Annotated in this window: 23 protein-coding genes; all 23 read left to right on the top strand. The window is 34.1% G+C overall.

Going from position 1 to position 19,617, the window contains the following annotated elements:
- Positions 1 to 13: 13 nt before the first annotated feature.
- The 23 genes from rpsA (at position 14) to BBS29_RS01690 (ending at position 19,614) form a co-directional block, all read left to right on the top strand.
- Entirely contained in the window at positions 14 to 1,195 is a 1,182-nt protein-coding gene (rpsA, locus tag BBS29_RS01580; protein WP_068128415.1) for a 30S ribosomal protein S1, read from the top strand.
- 93 nt (positions 1,196 to 1,288) lie between these two features.
- The gene (der, locus tag BBS29_RS01585) at positions 1,289 to 2,599 is read left to right on the top strand and encodes a ribosome biogenesis GTPase Der (protein ID WP_068128417.1); all 1,311 of its coding nucleotides are present in this window, start codon (positions 1,289 to 1,291) and stop codon (positions 2,597 to 2,599) included.
- A gap of 16 nt (positions 2,600 to 2,615) precedes the next feature.
- Complete coding sequence (locus BBS29_RS01590; RefSeq protein ID WP_068128419.1) at positions 2,616 to 3,668, top strand: NAD(P)H-dependent glycerol-3-phosphate dehydrogenase; 1,053 nt, start codon at positions 2,616 to 2,618, stop codon at positions 3,666 to 3,668.
- 1 nt (position 3,669) lies between these two features.
- Complete coding sequence (locus BBS29_RS01595) at positions 3,670 to 3,876, top strand: DUF2768 domain-containing protein (RefSeq protein ID WP_083286818.1); 207 nt, start codon at positions 3,670 to 3,672, stop codon at positions 3,874 to 3,876.
- Entirely contained in the window at positions 3,869 to 4,609 is a 741-nt protein-coding gene (locus BBS29_RS01600; RefSeq protein ID WP_068128421.1) for a hypothetical protein, read from the top strand. The genes BBS29_RS01595 and BBS29_RS01600 overlap by 8 nt, the downstream gene beginning before the upstream one ends.
- A gap of 105 nt (positions 4,610 to 4,714) precedes the next feature.
- Entirely contained in the window at positions 4,715 to 4,987 is a 273-nt protein-coding gene (locus BBS29_RS01605) for an HU family DNA-binding protein (RefSeq protein WP_040928142.1), read from the top strand.
- A gap of 58 nt (positions 4,988 to 5,045) precedes the next feature.
- A complete protein-coding gene (locus tag BBS29_RS01610; protein WP_068128423.1) occupies positions 5,046 to 5,507 on the top strand; it encodes a hypothetical protein in 462 nt (153 codons plus the stop codon).
- On the top strand, positions 5,497 to 6,204 hold the full coding sequence (locus BBS29_RS01615; RefSeq protein WP_068128425.1) for a demethylmenaquinone methyltransferase: 708 nt from the start codon (positions 5,497 to 5,499) through the stop codon (positions 6,202 to 6,204). Before BBS29_RS01610 ends, BBS29_RS01615 begins: the two co-directional genes overlap by 11 nt.
- On the top strand, positions 6,188 to 7,144 hold the full coding sequence (locus BBS29_RS01620) for a polyprenyl synthetase family protein (RefSeq protein ID WP_068128503.1): 957 nt from the start codon (positions 6,188 to 6,190) through the stop codon (positions 7,142 to 7,144). The genes BBS29_RS01615 and BBS29_RS01620 overlap by 17 nt, the downstream gene beginning before the upstream one ends.
- A gap of 63 nt (positions 7,145 to 7,207) precedes the next feature.
- The gene (gene ndk / locus BBS29_RS01625; RefSeq protein ID WP_068128426.1) at positions 7,208 to 7,654 is read left to right on the top strand and encodes a nucleoside-diphosphate kinase; all 447 of its coding nucleotides are present in this window, start codon (positions 7,208 to 7,210) and stop codon (positions 7,652 to 7,654) included.
- Positions 7,655 to 7,716: 62 nt separating this feature from the next.
- On the top strand, positions 7,717 to 8,883 hold the full coding sequence (gene aroC, locus BBS29_RS01630) for a chorismate synthase (RefSeq protein ID WP_068128428.1): 1,167 nt from the start codon (positions 7,717 to 7,719) through the stop codon (positions 8,881 to 8,883).
- Positions 8,883 to 9,926, top strand: a complete 1,044-nt coding sequence (locus BBS29_RS01635) for a 3-dehydroquinate synthase (RefSeq protein WP_068128429.1) — start codon at positions 8,883 to 8,885, stop codon at positions 9,924 to 9,926. The genes aroC and BBS29_RS01635 overlap by 1 nt, the downstream gene beginning before the upstream one ends.
- Positions 9,923 to 11,218 (top strand): 3-phosphoshikimate 1-carboxyvinyltransferase, encoded by a 1,296-nt coding sequence (gene aroA, locus BBS29_RS01640; RefSeq protein WP_084778767.1) that lies wholly within the window; start codon positions 9,923 to 9,925, stop codon positions 11,216 to 11,218. The genes BBS29_RS01635 and aroA overlap by 4 nt, the downstream gene beginning before the upstream one ends.
- The gene (locus BBS29_RS01645; protein ID WP_068128433.1) at positions 11,211 to 12,479 is read left to right on the top strand and encodes a tetratricopeptide repeat protein; all 1,269 of its coding nucleotides are present in this window, start codon (positions 11,211 to 11,213) and stop codon (positions 12,477 to 12,479) included. Before aroA ends, BBS29_RS01645 begins: the two co-directional genes overlap by 8 nt.
- Positions 12,480 to 12,505: 26 nt before the next feature.
- Positions 12,506 to 12,934: a DUF2487 family protein gene (locus tag BBS29_RS01650; protein ID WP_068128434.1), complete on the top strand. Its 429-nt coding sequence runs from the start codon at positions 12,506 to 12,508 to the stop codon at positions 12,932 to 12,934.
- Between the two features lie 113 nt (positions 12,935 to 13,047).
- Positions 13,048 to 13,548 (top strand): ubiquinol-cytochrome c reductase iron-sulfur subunit, encoded by a 501-nt coding sequence (locus BBS29_RS01655; RefSeq protein ID WP_068128436.1) that lies wholly within the window; start codon positions 13,048 to 13,050, stop codon positions 13,546 to 13,548.
- A 19-nt stretch (positions 13,549 to 13,567) separates the two neighbouring features.
- Positions 13,568 to 14,242: a menaquinol-cytochrome c reductase cytochrome b subunit gene (gene qcrB, locus BBS29_RS01660; RefSeq protein WP_040928134.1), complete on the top strand. Its 675-nt coding sequence runs from the start codon at positions 13,568 to 13,570 to the stop codon at positions 14,240 to 14,242.
- Positions 14,243 to 14,270: 28 nt separating this feature from the next.
- Positions 14,271 to 15,065, top strand: a complete 795-nt coding sequence (locus tag BBS29_RS01665) for a menaquinol-cytochrome c reductase cytochrome b/c subunit (RefSeq protein ID WP_068128438.1) — start codon at positions 14,271 to 14,273, stop codon at positions 15,063 to 15,065.
- 55 nt (positions 15,066 to 15,120) lie between these two features.
- Entirely contained in the window at positions 15,121 to 15,702 is a 582-nt protein-coding gene (locus tag BBS29_RS01670) for a DUF1405 domain-containing protein (protein WP_068128440.1), read from the top strand.
- Between the two features lie 53 nt (positions 15,703 to 15,755).
- Positions 15,756 to 16,454 (top strand): zinc metallopeptidase, encoded by a 699-nt coding sequence (locus BBS29_RS01675; RefSeq protein ID WP_068128442.1) that lies wholly within the window; start codon positions 15,756 to 15,758, stop codon positions 16,452 to 16,454.
- A gap of 92 nt (positions 16,455 to 16,546) precedes the next feature.
- Positions 16,547 to 17,695 carry an N-acetyl-alpha-D-glucosaminyl L-malate synthase BshA gene (gene bshA, locus BBS29_RS01680; RefSeq protein WP_068128444.1) on the top strand — a complete coding sequence of 383 codons (1,149 nt, stop codon included), beginning with the start codon at positions 16,547 to 16,549 and terminating at the stop codon, positions 17,693 to 17,695.
- A complete protein-coding gene (locus BBS29_RS01685; protein ID WP_068128449.1) occupies positions 17,685 to 18,866 on the top strand; it encodes a CCA tRNA nucleotidyltransferase in 1,182 nt (393 codons plus the stop codon). Before bshA ends, BBS29_RS01685 begins: the two co-directional genes overlap by 11 nt.
- The gene (locus BBS29_RS01690; protein WP_068128451.1) at positions 18,853 to 19,614 is read left to right on the top strand and encodes a biotin--[acetyl-CoA-carboxylase] ligase; all 762 of its coding nucleotides are present in this window, start codon (positions 18,853 to 18,855) and stop codon (positions 19,612 to 19,614) included. Before BBS29_RS01685 ends, BBS29_RS01690 begins: the two co-directional genes overlap by 14 nt.
- Positions 19,615 to 19,617 lie beyond the last annotated feature (3 nt).

The raw sequence follows: 19,617 nt of genomic DNA on the forward strand, positions 1-19,617 counted from the left end.
GGAGGATAACGGTATGACAAACGAAGAAAAATTTGAAGAAAACTTAGAAGTTGAAAACATAGAAACTGTTGAGTCTAAATACAACGAAGGCGACGTTGTAACTGGTAAAGTTTCTAAAGTTGAAGAAAAATTTGTAGAAGTTGAACTTGAAGACGGTACGACTGGAGTCGTTCCAATTAGTCAATTAACTTCAAAACGAATTGATACAACAGATGAGATTGTAAGTCTTGATGATGAGCTTACAGCTAAAGTAATTAAAATCGAAGATGAGTCAACAGTAGTTGTTTCTGTACGTCAGTATGAGACAGAAGAAGCATACAATGACTTAAAATCAAAAAAAGATAACGATGAAACAATTCAAGCAGAAGTAATTGAGGTTGTTCCTGCTGGATTAGTTGTTGACGTCGGTGCACGTGGTTTCATCCCGGCATCACTTATTTCAACACAATTCGTTGAAGACCTTACTCAATTTGATGGTCAAACTCTAGACGTTAAAGTTGAAGACGTTGATCCAGAAAATAACCGTATTATTTTAAACAGACGCGTTTTAGAAGAAGCAGCTGAAAAAGAAGAATTACTTAAAAACTTCGATTCACTTGAAGAAGGTGAAGTCGTTGAAGGTGAAGTTGTTCGTACAACAAACTTCGGTGCTTTCGTTAATGTTAATGGGGTAGATGGTCTCGTACACATCTCAGAAATTGACTACAACAGAGTAGATAGCGTTGAAGATGCTGTTTCAATCGGTGACACGGTCAACGTTAAAATTCTTTCAGTAGACAAAGATAACGAAAGAGTATCACTTTCAATTAAACAAGCTGGAGACAGTCCGTTCGATAAATTCTTCAACGATCATAAAGTCGGTGACGTCGTAAAAGGAACTGTTAAACGCCTAGTAGACTTCGGTGCTTTCGTAGAAGTGGCTGAAGGTGTAGAGGGGCTTGTACACGTATCAGAAATTTCATATGATCATGTTGAACACCCACAAGACGTATTAAAAGCAGAAGAAGAAGTCGATGTTAAAATTATCGGATTCAACGAAGAAGACGAAAAAACATCACTTTCAATTAAAGCAACAAAAGAAAAACCACAACGTTCAGTTCAACAAAAAGATAAAACAGTTTATAAAGACGAAGAAGACGATGCACCTACATTAAGAGATATTTTAGGTGATAAACTTAAAGATTTAGGTCTTTAATCTTACGTAAAAGAGCGAGGGAACTCGCTCTTTATTTTTTTATAGAATAAAATTAGAGTTATGATAAAATATAAGAGAAATGAGGGAAGTTGAATGATACCTACAGTAGCAGTCGTGGGACGACCGAACGTTGGAAAATCCACGTTATTTAACAGAATTATTGGAGAAAGAAAATCAATTGTAGAAGATACTCCAGGCGTTACAAGAGACCGAATATACGCTACAGGAGATTGGCTCGGTCATGAATTTAATATCATAGATACTGGTGGAATTGAACTCGATGACAACTTATTCCAAAATGAAATTTCAGTACAAGCAGAAATTGCAATTAATGAAGCTGATGTAATAGTAATGGTAGTAAATGGACGTGAAGGTGTTACAAATGATGATGTTCACGTTGCGAATATTTTACATCGTTCAAAAAAACCTGTCGTATTAATGGTCAATAAAATCGATTCTTACGAAATGCGTTCAGAAATATATCAGTTTTATGAATTAGTTCTAGGCGAACCTTATCCAGTATCTGGTTCTCATGGTTTAGGATTAGGTGATGTTCTAGATAAAGTCATTGAAAACTTTAGTACATTAAACTATGAAGTGGATGAAGATGACTCAATTAAAGTTTCTTTAATTGGACGACCGAACGTTGGTAAATCTAGTTTAGTCAACGCAATACTCGGTGAAGATCGTGCCATTGTTTCGAATATTGCTGGGACGACTCGAGATGCTATCGATACAAAACTTGAAAAAGACGGGTTTAACTATACATTTGTTGATACGGCGGGTATTCGTAAACGAGGAAAAGTGTACGAAAACACAGAAAAATATTCGGTATTACGAGCTAACGTTGCGATTGAACGAAGCGACGTAGTTTTACTCGTTTTAAACGGCGAAGAAGGTATTCGAGAACAAGATAAACGCATTGCAGGAATTGCACATGAAGCAGGAAGAGCAATTGTTATAGTCGTTAACAAATGGGACGCCGTTGAAAAAGATACACAAACGATGCGTAAATTCGAACTAAAGATTAGAGATCAATTTAGATTTTTAGATTATGCACCAATTGCATTCGTTTCAGCGAAAACTAAAAGTCGTGTGCATACGTTATTCCCACTTATTCATACAGTCGATAATGCACATAAGCAACGCGTTCAATCGAGTGCGTTAAACGAAGTGCTAGTAGATAGTGTTGCAATGAATCCTACACCGACAGATAAGACAGGAAAACGATTAAATATTTTCTACGGGACTCAAGTCAGCGTCGCACCACCGACGTTTGTAGTTTTTGTAAACGATCCAGAGCTCATGCATTTTAGTTATAAGCGATACTTAGAAAATCGTTTAAGAGAAGCTTTTGACTTTACAGGAACACCAATTCATATCATTACACGTCGTCGAAATTAATATAGGAGAGAATTTTATGAATATAACAATGATAGGGACAGGTAGTTTTGGTACAAGTCTTTCAATGATACTCGATTCTAACAATCATCATGTACTAATGTACGGCAGAAATAAAAGTACTGTTCAAGAAATCAACAAAGATCATACGAACAAAAACTATTTAAAAGATATTACGCTAAGTGAGACAATTAAAGCGACAGATGATCTTAAAGATGCTATTAAGCATGGTGATATATTAATACTCGCAGTTCCAGTAAAAGCAGTCCGAACTGTAAGTAAACAAATTAACGATTATTTAAATGAATTAGATAAACAAGTGTTAATATGTCACGTTGCTAAAGGATTAGAACTAGGTACTCATAAACGTGTGTCTGAAATTATCATTGAAGAAATTGACGAAAAAAATTATACAGACGTCGCAATTTTAAGTGGACCATCACACGCAGAAGAAATCGCATTAAAACAACCGACAACAGTAAGTACAGCCTCAATAAATAAAATAGGTCAAAAGCAAATTCAAGATATATTTATAAATAAATACTTTAGAGTGTATGAAAACAATGACTTAATTGGCGTGGAAGTAGGTGGTGCGCTTAAAAATATTATCGCCCTAGGAATTGGTATTTTAGATGGTCTAGGATTTGGAGATAATACAAAATCTGCTGTTATTACGCGAGGTCTTCATGAGATCGCAAGACTCGGTACTAAAATGGGTGCGAATCCTTTAACTTTTATGGGATTAACAGGTGTCGGTGACTTAATTGTAACAGCGATGAGTGAACATTCTAGAAACTTCAGATGTGGTAAGATGCTCGCTAGTGGACAGTCACTCGACGATATTGTTGAAAATATGGGAATGGTCGTCGAAGGTGTTAACACGACAAAAGCAGCATACGAGCTTGCAAAAATTCACGACGTCGATATGCCGATTACGAATGTATTGTACGAATATTTATTTGAATCAATCTCTGAGACAGATGCTTTAATCTCTTTAATGATGAGAGAAAGAAAGTCTGAAACGGAAGGTTTATTAGAAATTATGAGAAATCATTTAGAAGCGGAGAAATAAAATGTTTGATATATCTAGAATGGATTTAATGTGGGTGTCGTTTTATTCGATGGGTGCGATGGCACTTGCGGCACTCTTAATATATATCGCACGTTATAAAATGCCATATCGTTTCGTAAGTATTATCATGTCAATTATTGCATGGTTACTTCTAATATTTGCATTTATAACAATGATACTCGTATTAGGAGGCAGTAACCATGCGTAACGCATTAAAACTATTCGTTTTATTATCAGTTTCACTCTTACTAAGTGCTTGTATGTATCCACAGAGTGAGCGTGATAAAAATGCACAGCCAAAAGAATCACAAATTAAAATGGTCGAGAACGCAGTCAAACAATTCCAAGAAGATAACGATGGATTATTACCATTTAAAACAACTGAAAATCATCTAGAAAATAGAGAGTATTTACAATACCAAGTAGACTTTAACAAATTAGTTCCGGACTATATTAGTGATATTCCACCGACAGCGTTTGAAAATGGTGGACATTATCAATATGTCATTATCGATGAAGATACAGATCCTAAAGTTAAAATCGCAGATTTAAGAATTACGAACACAATTCGCTCGTTAACGACTCGCTTAAACATACTTAGTGACCATGTTAAATTAGGTGATACGGTCGGTCCGAACGTTTATATGTTAGATTTAGATCATTATCACCTCGATCAAAATCCAACAGTTACGAGCCCATATACAGGTAATCCATTAAACGTATACTTTAACGGTGGAGAAGAATTTTTAGTTGATTATCGTGAAGATGTGCAACATATCATTGATGACCAAGAATTGTCGTTTAAACCTGGCGAAGACGTACGCCACGTTTTATATGAACAAACACCTGTCGTACCGATTTACAGTCCAGAATTAACCGTCGATGAAAACAATAATGTTATCTTTATGACGAGCAAAATAAAAAAAGAAGCAAATAAATAATAATATACTAAAGAATGCTGAAATATGTTGAAGTGACGGCATTCCTGTGGTAAAGTCAAAACATAATGATTAATCATTATATAGAATCTAGGAGGTCATTTAATTATGAACAAGACTGATTTAATTAACGCAGTAAGCGACAAAGCTGATCTTACTAAAAAAGATGCAGGTGCTGCTGTAGACGCAGTTTTCGAAGCAATCCAAGGATCACTAACTAAAGGTGAAAAAGTTCAATTAATCGGATTCGGTACTTTCGAAGTACGTGAGCGTGCTGCACGTAAAGGACGTAACCCACAAACTGGTGAAGAAATTGAAATTGCAGCATCTAAAGTACCAGCTTTCAAAGCAGGTAAAGCTCTAAAAGACGCAGTAAAATAAGAATTTTAATAGACCTAACTGATGTTAGGTCTATTCATTTATAAGGGTGATTTTTTTGTTGGCGTTAAGTGAAATTATGACTTATTTTGATGATGACATTCAAAACAAATATTCAAATTTTGTAAATGAACTAACTGATGATACATATTATTTATTTAAAGATAAAGAAATGATTGAAGCTGTTATAAAATTTAATATCGCATTACTTCTACTCGATGAAGAGCCTAACAAAGATACAGTCGAAACACATATTTTATACAATGATTTATTAATGACAGAGTTTTACAGTGCGATGGCAGATAAAGGTCATTACAAAATACTATCTGATATAGTAGTGCTAACAAAACAATCAATCTCAAAAAAATCAAAATGTTATGAAATGAATCAATTATCGTTTAAAAATAAAAAAGAGTTATTGTTTACGCCGATTGATTATTTAATTTCAAATGGATATATCAGTAACACTATAGATAAAACGATTGAAGCATTTTTAGATGATGGTGAAAATAATGAAAGATAATAAAATACAAAATATATTTAACACAATTTCAAAAGATTACGACCAAATGAATGACATTATAAGTTTTAAACAACATGATGTATGGCGTAAAAAGACGATGTCTGAAATTTTTCTTCACGATGATGATAATGTATTAGATCTATGTTGTGGAACTGGTGACTGGACAATTCAACTTGCTGAAAGTAATCCTAATGTAAATGTAATTGGATTAGACTTCAGTGAAAACATGCTAAAAGTTGCAGAGAGTAAAGTGAAACATCTTCAAAATGTAGAGTTACTTCAAGGTGATGCAATGGATTTACCGTTTGAAGATAATTCGTTTGATTTGATTACGATTGGTTTTGGTTTAAGAAATTTACCAGATTATAAACAAGCGCTTATTGAAGTGGCTAGAGTCCTAAAACCAGGCGGTCATTTCGTTATTCTAGAAACATCTAATCCGAATAACAAAGTCGTTGCGACATTATTTAACATATATTTCGGTAAAATCATGCCATTATTTGGAAAAATCTTTGCGAAAAGTGGCGAAGAGTACAAATGGCTCTATGAGTCAACGAGAGATTTTCTATCAAAAGAAGAGTTAAAAGATTTAATGGATTCAACTGGGTTTACAAATATAAAAATAGTCCCTCATAACATGGGTATGGCTGCAACCCATTTAGCATATAAACCGATTGATTATGACAAAACCGTTTAAATCTTTTATAAAGCCTGATTTAAAGAAAATAGAGGCGTATATTAAAAAGAATCTAGACCCAGGAACTTCTATAGTAAACGATGAAAGTTTTAATTTATACGTCACAGGCGGTAAAAAGCTTAGACCATCACTTGCACTTCTCGTTGGTAAATTAGGGGACAAAGATAAATATAATGATTTAATTAAAACTGCAGCGAGTTTAGAACTAATTCATATGGCAAGCTTAGTTCATGATGATATTATCGATGACTCAGAGACGAGAAGAAAACGTAAGACTACGTTTTATAAACATGGTTACTTTCAAGCAGTTAATACAGGTAACTTTTTAATTTCCAGTGCGATAGAAGCAGTGTCTCACATAGAACATCAAGAGTTTCACGACACATATGCTCTTGCGATGCGTCAAATTGTAGAGGGAGAGCTGTTCCAATTCGATACTCAGTTTGACGATATGCAGACAATAGATAATTATTTAGATAAAATTTATAAAAAGACAGCGTTACTCATCGTATTAAGTATTAAACTTGGAGCATTTGCTACCAATGTTGATCGAAAAGTACTTAAATCTTTGATTGAATACGGATATAACGTTGGAATGAGTTTTCAAATTATAGATGACTATTTAGATTTTACAGCTAGTGAAAAAATCCTTGGTAAACCTAAATTTTCAGATTTAAAAAATGGTCATTATACATTACCTGTACTATTACTCAGAAATAAAGATAGCACATTTAGATCAATGTTAAAAAAGTATAGTAAGCATAGAGCAAACAGTGAAGAATTATCCAAATATATATTAGAATCTAATGCGATTCAAGAGTCAAAAGCAATAAGTAATAAATATTTAGATGACGCATTACAAAATGTGACGGATATTGAGTCACCAATTAAAGAATATTTAGTTGAAGTAGTAGAAAAACTGAGAGACAGATTAAATTAAAGTGACATTTATTACTCATAAATGATATGATATACAGAGACTAGTTAAAGGAGATTATGTCAAATGGAAAGAACATTTTTAATGATTAAACCAGACGGCGTTCAAAGAAACCTTATTGGACCAATCGTTGAGCGTTTAGAAAACAAAGGGTTTAAAATTGTAGGTGCAAAATTAATGCAAGTATCAGATGAGCTTGCTAAAACTCACTACGGTGAACACAGCGAAAAGCCATTCTTCGGTGAGTTAGTAGACTTCATTACTTCAGGACCAGTATTCGCAATGGTTTTAGAAGGTGAAAACATCATCAGTACTGCTCGCTTAGTTGTTGGTGCTACAAACCCTCAAGAAGCAGCTCCAGGAACAATCCGCGGAGACTTTGGTTTAACAGTTGGTAAAAATATTATTCACGGTTCAGACTCACCTGAAAGTGCTGAGCGTGAAATTAATCTTTTCTTTGATGAATCAGAGCTTATCGATTATAGCTTAATCAATAAAGATTGGATCTATTAATGATAACAAGGCTGAGTATAACTACTCAGCTTTTTATTTTATATAAATAAGAGGTGGATTCAATGAGATTTTTAACAGCAGGTGAATCTCATGGTAAAAAAGTGACGGCGATTGTTGAAGGATTTCCTTCAAATGTTCCGATCAATAAAGAACGTATGACTAAGGAATTATTCATGCGTCAAGGTGGATACGGTCGAGGTCGCCGTATGCAAATAGAGAAAGACACATTTGAATTTGGTAGTGGCGTAAGACATGGCTATACGTTAGGCAGTCCCGTTCAAATGGAAGTGAATAACGATGATTTCAAACAATGGGTAAACGTGATGCAGTCTGAACCGATTACAGATGAACAAATTAAAAAGATGAGAAGAGTGATTAAAGAACCAAGACCTGGTCATGCTGATTTAGTCGGTGGAATGAAATATAATCACAGAGACTTAAGAAACGTACTCGAACGTTCATCAGCAAGAGAAACGACAGCACGTGTACTCGTTGGAGCACTCTGTAAAGAGTTATTGCACGCTTTAAATATTGAAATGACAAGTCGTGTCGTTCAAATAGGTACAGTTATAGATGACGGCACATATACGTTTGATGAAATTAAAAATAATAAAGAATCATCTTCTGTTCGAATGGTTTCGGATGACAAAACTAAAGAAGCTGAATTGTTAATCGATCAAACAAAAGCAGCTGGAGATACGCTCGGTGGAGTTGTAGAAGTCATCGTTAAAAATCCGATTGTTGGACTTGGCTCACACGTACATTACGATACAAAACTCGATGGTAAAATAGCACAGTCTATCGTTAGCATTAACGCATTTAAGGGTGTAGAATTTGGAATGGGATTCAAGATGGCTGACTATCCAGGCAGTCAAGTCCATGATGAAATTCTATATAATCCTAACGATGGATTTACGAGACGGACAAACAATTTAGGTGGTTTTGAAGGTGGAATGACAACAGGCATGCCTGTTGTCGTACGCGGAGTAATGAAGCCAATACCAACACTTTATAAACCATTAATGAGTGTCAATATCGACACGAAAGAACCATTTAAGGCGACGATTGAACGTAGTGATCCAACTGCTGTTCCGGCAGCGAGTATCGTCGCAGAACATATGGTTGCAATCGAGATTACAAAAGCGATATTGGATAAGTTTGGTAGCGATGATTTCTCAGATATTCAAGAAAATATAAAAAAATATAATCAGCGTTTAGAGGAATACTAATGGACATTAAAACGGCTTATAATGATGACAATTATACGATTCATGTCGGTCATAATATTTATGACACACTTATTCATGATTACACAAAAGACTATAAAGACGTCTATTATATTATCGATGAATATGTATATGAATTATATGAAACTAAATTTTCACAGCTTAATCATGTAATAAAAGCACCGAGAGGTGAAGCTTTTAAGCATATTAATCCCGTTATGAATACAATTGATTCACTATTAGATTTAAATATAAAAAGAAATAGTTTAATCGTCGTTATCGGTGGTGGCGCGACAGGGGATGCGGGTGCGTTATTATCAAGTATTATACTTCGTGGTGTCGATTATATACACGTTCCAACTACACTTCTTAGTCACGACTCATCTGTCGGTGGTAAAACCGCAATTAACCGTCCACATGGAAAAAATTTAGTCGGCACATTTTATCGTCCAAAAGCAGTTATTTTTGATTTAAACTTTTTAAAGACGTTAGATGACGAAGAAATACTCAGTGGATTCGGAGAAGTCATTAAACATGCAATGTTAAATGATCAAATTACTGTAGAAAATTTAATGCATCAAAATAGACGTTGTACACACATAGAACAACTAGAGCCATTTATTATTACTGGTATTAAAACAAAACTTAGATATGTCACAGAAGATGAAACTGAATCTAACGTCCGTAAAGCATTAAATTTAGGACATACATTAGGTCATGCATTAGAATATGAATATCAATTAAAGCACGGACATGCGGTAGTCTTAGGTTTATTATTTATGCTTTATGTTTCAAATGAGCGACTAAATAAATCATTCAATTTACAAAAATATGTCGAATATTTTAAATCAGTTGGTTATGACGTGTCTTATTTAAACGAACTCAATATTCCGAGTTTAATTGAACGGATGTCACACGATAAAAAGAATAATGAAACTGACAAAATTCAATTCGTTTTACTTGAAGCATTCGGTACACCAAAGTTTGATAATATATGTATCGATGAATTAACACATTATTTAAAAGAATTTCAGGAGATTATATGATCGATAAATATAAAAAGAGATTTCGAGGCACGATAGAAGTACCTGGAGATAAATCAATTACGCACCGTGCAGTTATGTTAGGGAGTTTAAGTAAAGGTACGACGACAATATATCGTCCGTTAATTAGTGATGATATTTTAATGACAATCGATTGTATGAAACAGCTCGGTGTATCAATTGAATTAATAGATGAGAAAATCGTTATAAAAAGTAATGGTGTGGAGTCACTGAGAGAACCTAGCACCATACTATATACCGGAAACAGCGGTACAACAACAAGACTTTTAACAGGGGTTATTGCGGGTTTAAACTTCAATGCAACTATTAATGGTGACGAAACGATACAAAAACGTCCGATGCAGCGTATAAAGACACCACTTGAGCTAATGGGCGCGTCTATAGAACTTACACGTGAAAATTTTCCTCCAATTAATATTAAAAGAAAATCTCTAAACGGTATTACGTATCATATGCCAATCGCAAGTGCTCAAGTAAAAAGTGCAATTATATTTGCAGCGTTAGGAGCAAAAGGTCCAACGAGGATCATTGAAAAAGATATTTCTAGAGATCATACTGAACGTATGTTAGAAGATTTTGGAGCGAATATTCATACTGATGGTAATACGATTACCGTACACCCTGGCTATAATTTATTAGGAAAAGAGGTTGCCGTTCCTGGTGATATTTCAAGTGCTGCATTTTTAATGGTTCTTGCAGCAATTATTCCTGGAAGTGATATAACTATAGAAAACGTATCTCTAAATAAAACTAGAGATGGCATTATTACTGTTTTTAAAATGATTGGTGCAGATATTAAAGTTTTAGAAAGAAATAACGCCGGTGAACCGTATGGAGATATCCGCGTAAAATATAAGGAAAATCTAAAACCGTTTATTATAGACGGGCCATTAATTCCAAAGCTAATCGATGAAATTCCAATTCTTACAGTCCTAGGACTCTTTACGAATGGTAAAAGTATAATACGGGATGCACACGAATTACGAGTTAAAGAAACTGATCGCATATTAGCGGTCACACGTGAACTAGAAAAATTCGGTGCAGATTTTAATATTTATGATGATGGATTTGAAATATTAGAGAACCAAAACTTACAAAAAGCAAATGAACAATTAAAAAGTTATAGCGATCACCGAATCATTATGATGCTAATCATTATGACAATAAAAATGAATCAACGACTCAATATCGATGATACGACTCATTTAAACGTGTCGTACCCAAATATATTAAAAGATATTGAATCACTGGAAATAGAGGTGGACTATGAATAATACAATTACGAAGGCAATTGATGAGTTAAAAACAGGAACGTATAATCAAGCGACGATTGAAGCGGTTATTAATCATCTAACTGACTATACAGAAGAAGAAGATGAAGAGCTTCTTTTTGTCTTAGGAGATTTATTAGATTCAATTGGTGAAAAAAATTATGCACTAACAATTTTTAAATATCTATATGAGTCTAATGAACACGACGACAATATACTTTCCTATCTCATTGATATTTATATTACAAATGGAGACATAGATAATGCCTTACTTCTCTTAAATGAGGCAAAAGAAACACCGACTGTGTTATTTTTAAAAGCAGAAGTATTTCAACAAATGCATTTAAACGATGTCGCATTAAAGCATTTAATGAAAGCTCGTTCTTTAAGTAATGACGCAATTATAGATTTTGCAATTGCTGAATTATATTATTATGAAGGTAATTTAACAGAAGCAATTTATTACTATAAAAACACGTTAAAGACAGTTGACCGTATCAACAATATTAACATTAATTTAAGACTTGCTAACATTTATAGTAATTTAATGGAGTCAGAAATGGCATTAAGTTATTTCAATGAAGTAGAGGACCATGAACTAGAAAATGATGACTATTTCTTAAAAGGTCTCGTTCACTTCCAGCTAGAACAATATAATGAAGCTGAGAAAATGTTAGATAACGTTATAAAAAATGAACCGTACTATACGAACGCATATATTTTACTTATGAAGATTAAAGAAAAAGAGTACGATTTTGAAGGTGCGACTGATCTATTAAAAGATTACGTCGTCATCGATGATCTAAATCCGTTAATGTTTTACCATCTCGGTCGTTTAAGCTTAAAGCTCGGTTCTTTAGAAGATGCTAAAGGTTATTTTAAGCGTGCAACTGAATTAGATATTGAGTATGAAGATGCACTATTAAAATTATTCCAAAGTATATTAGAGTCCGATACGACTGATGAAATTAACGATTATATAAAACATTTAGATATTAAAGAATTATCACCTGAAGCACTTCATTTACTTGGAACGATTGAAGCGCGAAATGAAAATGATGAAAATGCAATGCAATATTTTGAAGAAGCTGCTAAGTTTTTAAAAGATAACGTTGAATTTTTATCAGATTATTATTCTTATCTAAGCGAAATTAGAGATGAACGACGAGTAGATATCTTACAACAGTTGATTGCACTGGAACCATCAAATCCAGAATGGCAGTTAGAGTTAGAACGTATACAAGATGATATCGATCATTTTTAGAATATAATTATTAAAGAGGGATTTTAATGCTATATAATTATCAAGACTTATCTCTTATACAAGATGAAATTGAATTTGTAGACACTGCGATTATACCTGTCATAGATATTGATATTACAAATAGAAGACAAGAGAACGCAAATAACATTGAACTCATGCAACACGTAATTTATTTGCTAGAGAAACAACTAAAAGGTCGATTACTTATCACACCCTTATTTTCTGTAATTAACAACGACGTGTCACACGTCTCAGATTATGGTGCTCAATTAAAGGAATTTGGCTTTAAACACGTCGTTGTATTAACTGTGAATCCACGTGATATCAACGACTTAGAACTCATTAAGCTAAATAGCATTCCTTTAGAAACAATGGAGCCTGATGTGATGCAATCTCTAGTAAAAGATGAGATGACAAATGTATTAAAACAAATTATTCAATTTTGGAATCAATAAAAGTTTGTCTAAAATATGAAAAGACTTATTGACCGTGCTTATTTAATAGGATAAACTTAATATGTCTTAGTTATTAATATAGAAAAGTTTGTAAGTTTGAGGGGGGAAATGGAATGTCAAATAAAGTTACTCGACGCCAATTTCTAAACTATTCATTAATGGGTGTCGGTTCTTTTATGGCAGCCGGAATGATTCTACCAATGGGTAGATTCGCTTTAGATCCATTATTCCAGACAGATGCTGAAGGTGACGAAATCGTTACGAGCGTTAAAGTAAGTGAAATAACAGAAGAACCTCAAAAGGTTGATTTCACATTTACTCAACAAGATGCTTGGTACGAAAGTGAAGTTACAAACTTCGCATGGGTCTACAAAGATGGTAATAAGCTCATCGGTTTATCACCAGTGTGTAAACACTTAGGTTGTACAGTAACGTGGGCTGGAGACGATGGTAACCCAGATATGTTCTTCTGTCCTTGTCATAACGGACTGTACACTAAAGATGGTAACAACGTACCAGGAACACCTCCACGTGGACCATTAGATGAGTTCGAGGTTGGAGAAAAAGATGGGTACATCACAATTGGTAAGAAAAAAGAGAACACGCTTGTTTGAGTAAAATAGGAGGGATTTTATGCTAAATCGTATCTACGATTGGATTGATGATAGAATTGATATCACTCCGATATGGAGAGACGTCGCTGATCACGAAGTGCCTGAGCACGTTAACCCTGCCTATCACTTCTCAGCATTCGTCTACTGTTTTGGTGGATTAACTTTCTTCATTACAGTAATTCAGGTTCTATCCGGTATGTTTTTAACAATGTATTACGTACCAGACATCGTTAACGCTTGGAATTCTGTATATTACTTACAGAACGATGTTGCGGCTGGTATGATCGTTCGCGGTATGCACCACTGGGGTGCAAGTTTAGTAGTTGTAATGATGTTCTTACATACGCTAAGAGTATTCTTTACAGGTGCTTATAAATCTCCACGTGAGTTAAACTGGGTTGTAGGTGTTCTACTCTTCATGGTTATGCTTGGATTAGCATTCACAGGATACTTACTACCATGGGATATGAAAGCATTATTCGCAACTAACGTTGGTTTAGATATTGCTGAATCAGTTCCATTTATCGGTGAATGGATTAAAACATTACTCGCAGGAGATGCTGAAATTGTAGGAGCACAAACATTAACAAGATTCTTTGCGATTCACGTATTCTTCCTACCTGCGGCATTATTTGTATTAATGGGGATACACTTTATCCTAATACGTAGACAAGGAATTTCAGGTCCACTATAGGACCTAATTTAAGGGGAGGTAGAAATCAATGAAGCGCGGTAAAGGTCTTAAATTTGTTGGAGACTCACGAGTTCAAAGCTACGAAAAGCCGAAATTAAATCGCGACTACTCAGAATTCCCTGGTAGAACAGAAGAATTCTATCCCGACTTCTTATTAAAAGAGTGGTTAACGGGCGCGGTATTCTTAGTCGGTTTCCTATGCTTAATCGTTGCTGACCCGGCACCTCTTGAAAGAATGGCTGATGCAACTGACACAGGTTACATTCCGTTACCTGACTGGTATTTCTTATTCTTATACCAGATTCTAAAATACACATATGCATCAGGTCCATTTAACGTAGTTGGTGCGATTATTATTCCTGGTCTAGCAATGGGTGCATTACTATTAATGCCTTGGTTAGATAACTCTAAACATAGAAACTGGAAAAAACGTCCAGTAGCAACAAGCTTAATGGTAGTTTCTGTAGCGATTATTTTCTATGCAACATGGGAATCAGTTGCATATCACGATTGGGAGCAACAATCTGAACAAGGTAAAATTGTGTTCTCTAACTTAGATGCAGAAGATCCAGTATTCAATGAATTAATTAGAACGAACTGTACAAGTTGTCACGGAGGAGAATTAACAGGAGCATCTGGTCCAGACTTAGTAACTCCTGAGCTGGATGAAGCAACTGTTAAAGCTTTCGTAGAAAATGGTGCTGAAACAATGCCACCATTTAAAGATTCGTTAACAGAAGAAGAGATTGACGAAATCTCTAAATTCATAGCAAACCTTGAACTTACAGATAAAAAGAACGCTGAAAACACTGGTGAAAAATAATTAAATCGTACCCTCGATGCAAGCACGCATTGAGGGTATTTTTATAGGTGAATATATGATTCATTATCTTTATCAATTAATGTATAATAGAATATTTTTAATTTTGTTATTTATATCTAACTTTTTAGGTACCATTTATGGTTACTACTGGTACCGAGGGCAGTTATCCGTTACTGAATGGTATTTTTATCCATTTGTTCCTGATAGTCCAACTGCAACTTTATTCTTATGTATCGTCATACTAGCGATTTTATTTAATAAAAAATATGGTCTCATCGACGCATTAGCTTTTACGACATTAATCAAATACGGTGTTTGGGCTGTAATTATGAACTTTTTATATTTTATAGAGATAAATATGATAACACCTGTCGGTGTCATGCTTATTTTTTCTCATAGCATTATGGCACTTCAAGCATTTTTATTTTTACCACATTTAGAGATAAAACCGTGGCATTTTTATGTAACAGCATTTTGGCTATTCCACAACGATGTGATTGATTATGTATATATGCAATACCCAAAATACGGGTCATTAGACCGCTTTAGTGATCATATTGGTTATTTATCGTTTTGGTTAACGGTTATCGTTTTAATATTACTTAAAACGTTAGTTCCAATAAATCGTATGCGTTGACTTTAAATTAATAATTAAAGTATGATGTAAAGTGAGAATAGGAGAGTTGTTTTATGTTAATGTATATTATCTATTTCGCAATTCTATTAATCGTACCTATGCTCGCTCAAATGAATGTTACGTCTACGTTTAGAAAGTATAGTAGAGTACGTTCGACGAGTGGTTTAACTGGTAAGGAAGTTGCGGAGTTAATTTTAAGAGAAAATGGTATTTATGACGTAGAAGTACTAAGAGGCAAAGGCCATTTAACAGACCACTACGATCCAGGGAAAAAAGTAGTCGTATTATCACCAGATAACTATGACAAACCATCAGTTGCTGGTACAGCAGTTGCAGCACACGAAGTAGGGCACGCGATTCAACACGCAACTGGCTACAAATTTTTAAATTTAAGAGCCGCGATTTTCCCTCTTGCACAATTCGGAAGTAACTTTGCTTTCTTCTTGATTATGGCAGGTATCGTTTTAACAGCTGGTATGCAATCATCTGGTCCGACTCTTGGAACTTACCTATTATGGGGTGGTATTGGACTATTTGCATTCGCTGTATTATTCCAAATCGTCACATTACCTGTTGAGTTCGACGCATCAAATCGAGCGATGAAACAAATAGAACGTTTAAATATCGTTAACGAAAAAGAATACAGACATGCTAAAAAAGTATTAAGTGCAGCAGCAATGACATACGTAGCAGCAACAGCAACTGCTATCGCAGAGCTCGTTCGTTTAATACTCATAGCACGTAATAACTAAACTACTCAATATTTATTGAGTAGTTTTTTTAATTCACAATAGAACTATTCTTTATTATACTTATAAAGAATACGTATGTTAGGAGGATTTAAATGAAAATAGGAGTAACATGTTATCCAAGTGTTGGTGGAAGTGGAATTGTTGCGACTGAACTCGCAATTGAGATGGCGAAACTCGGTCATGAAATCCATTTTATATCATCAAGTGTTCCATTTCGTCTCGCAGGAAACTACTCAAACATTTATGTCCATACAGTAGAAATTAATGATTATAACGTTTTTAAATATAGACCATATGATATTACACTCGCGTCGAAAATTGCTGAAGTCATCGATGTACATCAATTAGATTGTATACATATGCATTATGCAATTCCTCATGCGGTTGCAGGTATTTTAGCAAATCAAATGTCAAAACGTGACGTAGGTATTATAACAACACTTCACGGTACAGATATTACAGTACTAGGTCATGATAGAAGTTTAGAGCCTGCAATTCGCTTTGGTATCGAGAAATCTGATATTACAACGGCTGTGTCTTATAGTTTAAAAAAGCAAACAGAAGAAATGATTCAACCTAATAAAGAGATTAAAACAATTTATAACTTTGTCGATGAAAAACGATTTAATCGTGACAATATTAAAGTAGTTAGAAGTCGTATGAAACAGCAGCTTGGTATTGATGAAGATTCTAAAGTCATTGTTCATTCATCCAACTTTAGAAAAATTAAAAACATAACGACAATTGTAGAAGCTTTTAAATTAGTTAGAGAATCAGTTAAAAGTGATCTTGTGTTAGTTGGGGATGGGCCAGAAATGAGTGTTGTATATGACTTGGCACATGAACTAGGAGTTGGTGATAACGTACATCTCGTCGGACGACAATCAGATATGACGTCATTTTATAAGATGAGTGACTTATTTATGTTACTGAGTTTAAAAGAAAGTTTTGGTCTTGCACTTCTTGAAGCTATGAACTGTGGCTGTGTTCCAATTGGTTCAAATGCGGGAGGAATTGTTGAAGTGATTCAACATGAAAAAACAGGATTTATCGTTGATCCGATGGATAAAGAAAATGCAGCTCAATATGCAGTAGAGCTTATGACAAACGAAGCGTTATATAACGAGATGAGAGAAGCGATGATTACAGACGTCAGAAGTCGTTTCTCAGAAAAAGAAATCGTCGCTCAATATGAAGACTTATACAGATCGATTATTAAGGACAATAACGATGACAAATAAGAACGCATTTAAAGAAGGACAATTTATTCTAGATACATTAGAATCTAACGGATTTGAAGCATATTATGTTGGAGGATCAGTTAGAGACTATTGTATGGGTAAATCAGTCGGTGATATCGATATCACGACAAATGCGCTACCGAAACAAATTGAAGCATTATTTAAACATACGATAGATGTTGGTATTGAGCATGGGACTATTGTAGTCGTTATTAACAAAACACCTTATGAAGTGACGACGTACCGTACTGAAACGACGTATTCAGACTTTAGACGTCCGGACAGTGTTGAATTTACAACATCGTTAAAAGAAGATCTCGCAAGACGTGATTTTACGATGAATGCAATCGCAATGGACAAACATTTTAAGCTGTATGACCCTTATGACGGACAATCCGCAATAGAGGATAAAGAAATTATCACCGTCGGTAATCCAGACGAACGATTTAATGAAGACGCACTTAGAATGTTACGTGCATTACGCTTTATGTCTCAACTACAATTTGATTTAAATGAAGATTCATATAATGCGATTAAAAAGTTAGTTTCTAACGTTCAACATATATCGGTAGAACGTATTGTGCAAGAATTGAAAAAGCTATATAAGGGTATAAATATAGAAGCGTCTAAAAGATTACTAATAGAAAGCGATATGTATAAATACATTCCATTTTTTAATCGTGTGGGTAAAGATGATTTAAAAAAGTCTGTAGTACATACATTAAATAATGAGATTATTATACAGTTATTATTCAATGATAGTGTCTCATTTAAAAATGAATTAAAACTATCGAATGAAGACAAAAAGTATATAAACACTTCAATTCAATTATACGATGACTTAAAAAACAAATTAGAAACAGTCATTGTTGCCTATAAATACGACACAATGTTGTTAAAAAATATGTTAAAAATCTTAAGTGATAACTCTGCATTAAATATAAATATGGAAGATGACCTATTAGAAGCAATTCAAAAGAAAGAATCATTAACAATTCAAAGTAAAAAAGACCTTGCAGTGAACGGTAACGATTTAATGAATTCTTTAAATAAACGTGGTGGACCATGGCTAAAAGAGTTATTAGATGAAATTGAACGCCAAATATTGTTCGAAACATTACCAAACGATTTTGACGCAATTATAGAGTGGGTGCACAATGAATATCATTAAACAGTCAGTTTTACAATCAGCAGAGAATAGTAAATATTTTAAATATATCATTTTTGAAGATGTCGTGACATCGACACAAACAATAGCTAAAGAGAAACTATTTGAAATTGAAAATTCTTTTGTCGTGTCGTCTCTACATCAAACACAAGGTGTCGGTAGATTTAAAAGAGAATTTGAATCACCAGATAATTGTGGATTTTATAGCACGTTTGTCGTTCGCCCAAATGTAAATCGAGACAAACTTATGCAGTTTAATTTATTTATTGCTCTCGCTATTACAAAAACAATTGAACGCTTTATAAATCGTCCGATTGGTATAAAATGGCCGAACGATATATACGTAGAAGGCAAAAAACTTTGTGGTTTTTTAACAGAGATGATCCCAGACGGTCAATTTGATACTATCGTTTGTGGTATTGGTGTAAATATTTTCAATTCACCATCTGAAGTAGGTAAGAAAGCTGCATTAGAAACTTTTGCTGATGAAGAGATAGATGTTGGAGCATTTGTAAAAACACTCTTTCAAAATATAGAAAAGTATTATGATTTATTTTTAAAAAATGATTTTAGTATGATTAGAGATACGTATGTCAGTTATTCAACCGTATTAGGTAAAGAAATTATCATCACAACACCTTCAGAACAGTATGAGGCTACAGCGATAGATATAGATGATTTTGGTATACTGAAAGTAATCGACCGAGACGGTCAAATTAAATCAGTTTTGAGTGCAGATATAGAAGAGTAGGGA

Origin of the sequence: Nosocomiicoccus ampullae, assembly GCF_001696685.1 — a bacterium.
Taxonomy (GTDB): Bacteria; Bacillota; Bacilli; order Staphylococcales; family Salinicoccaceae; genus Nosocomiicoccus; species Nosocomiicoccus ampullae_A.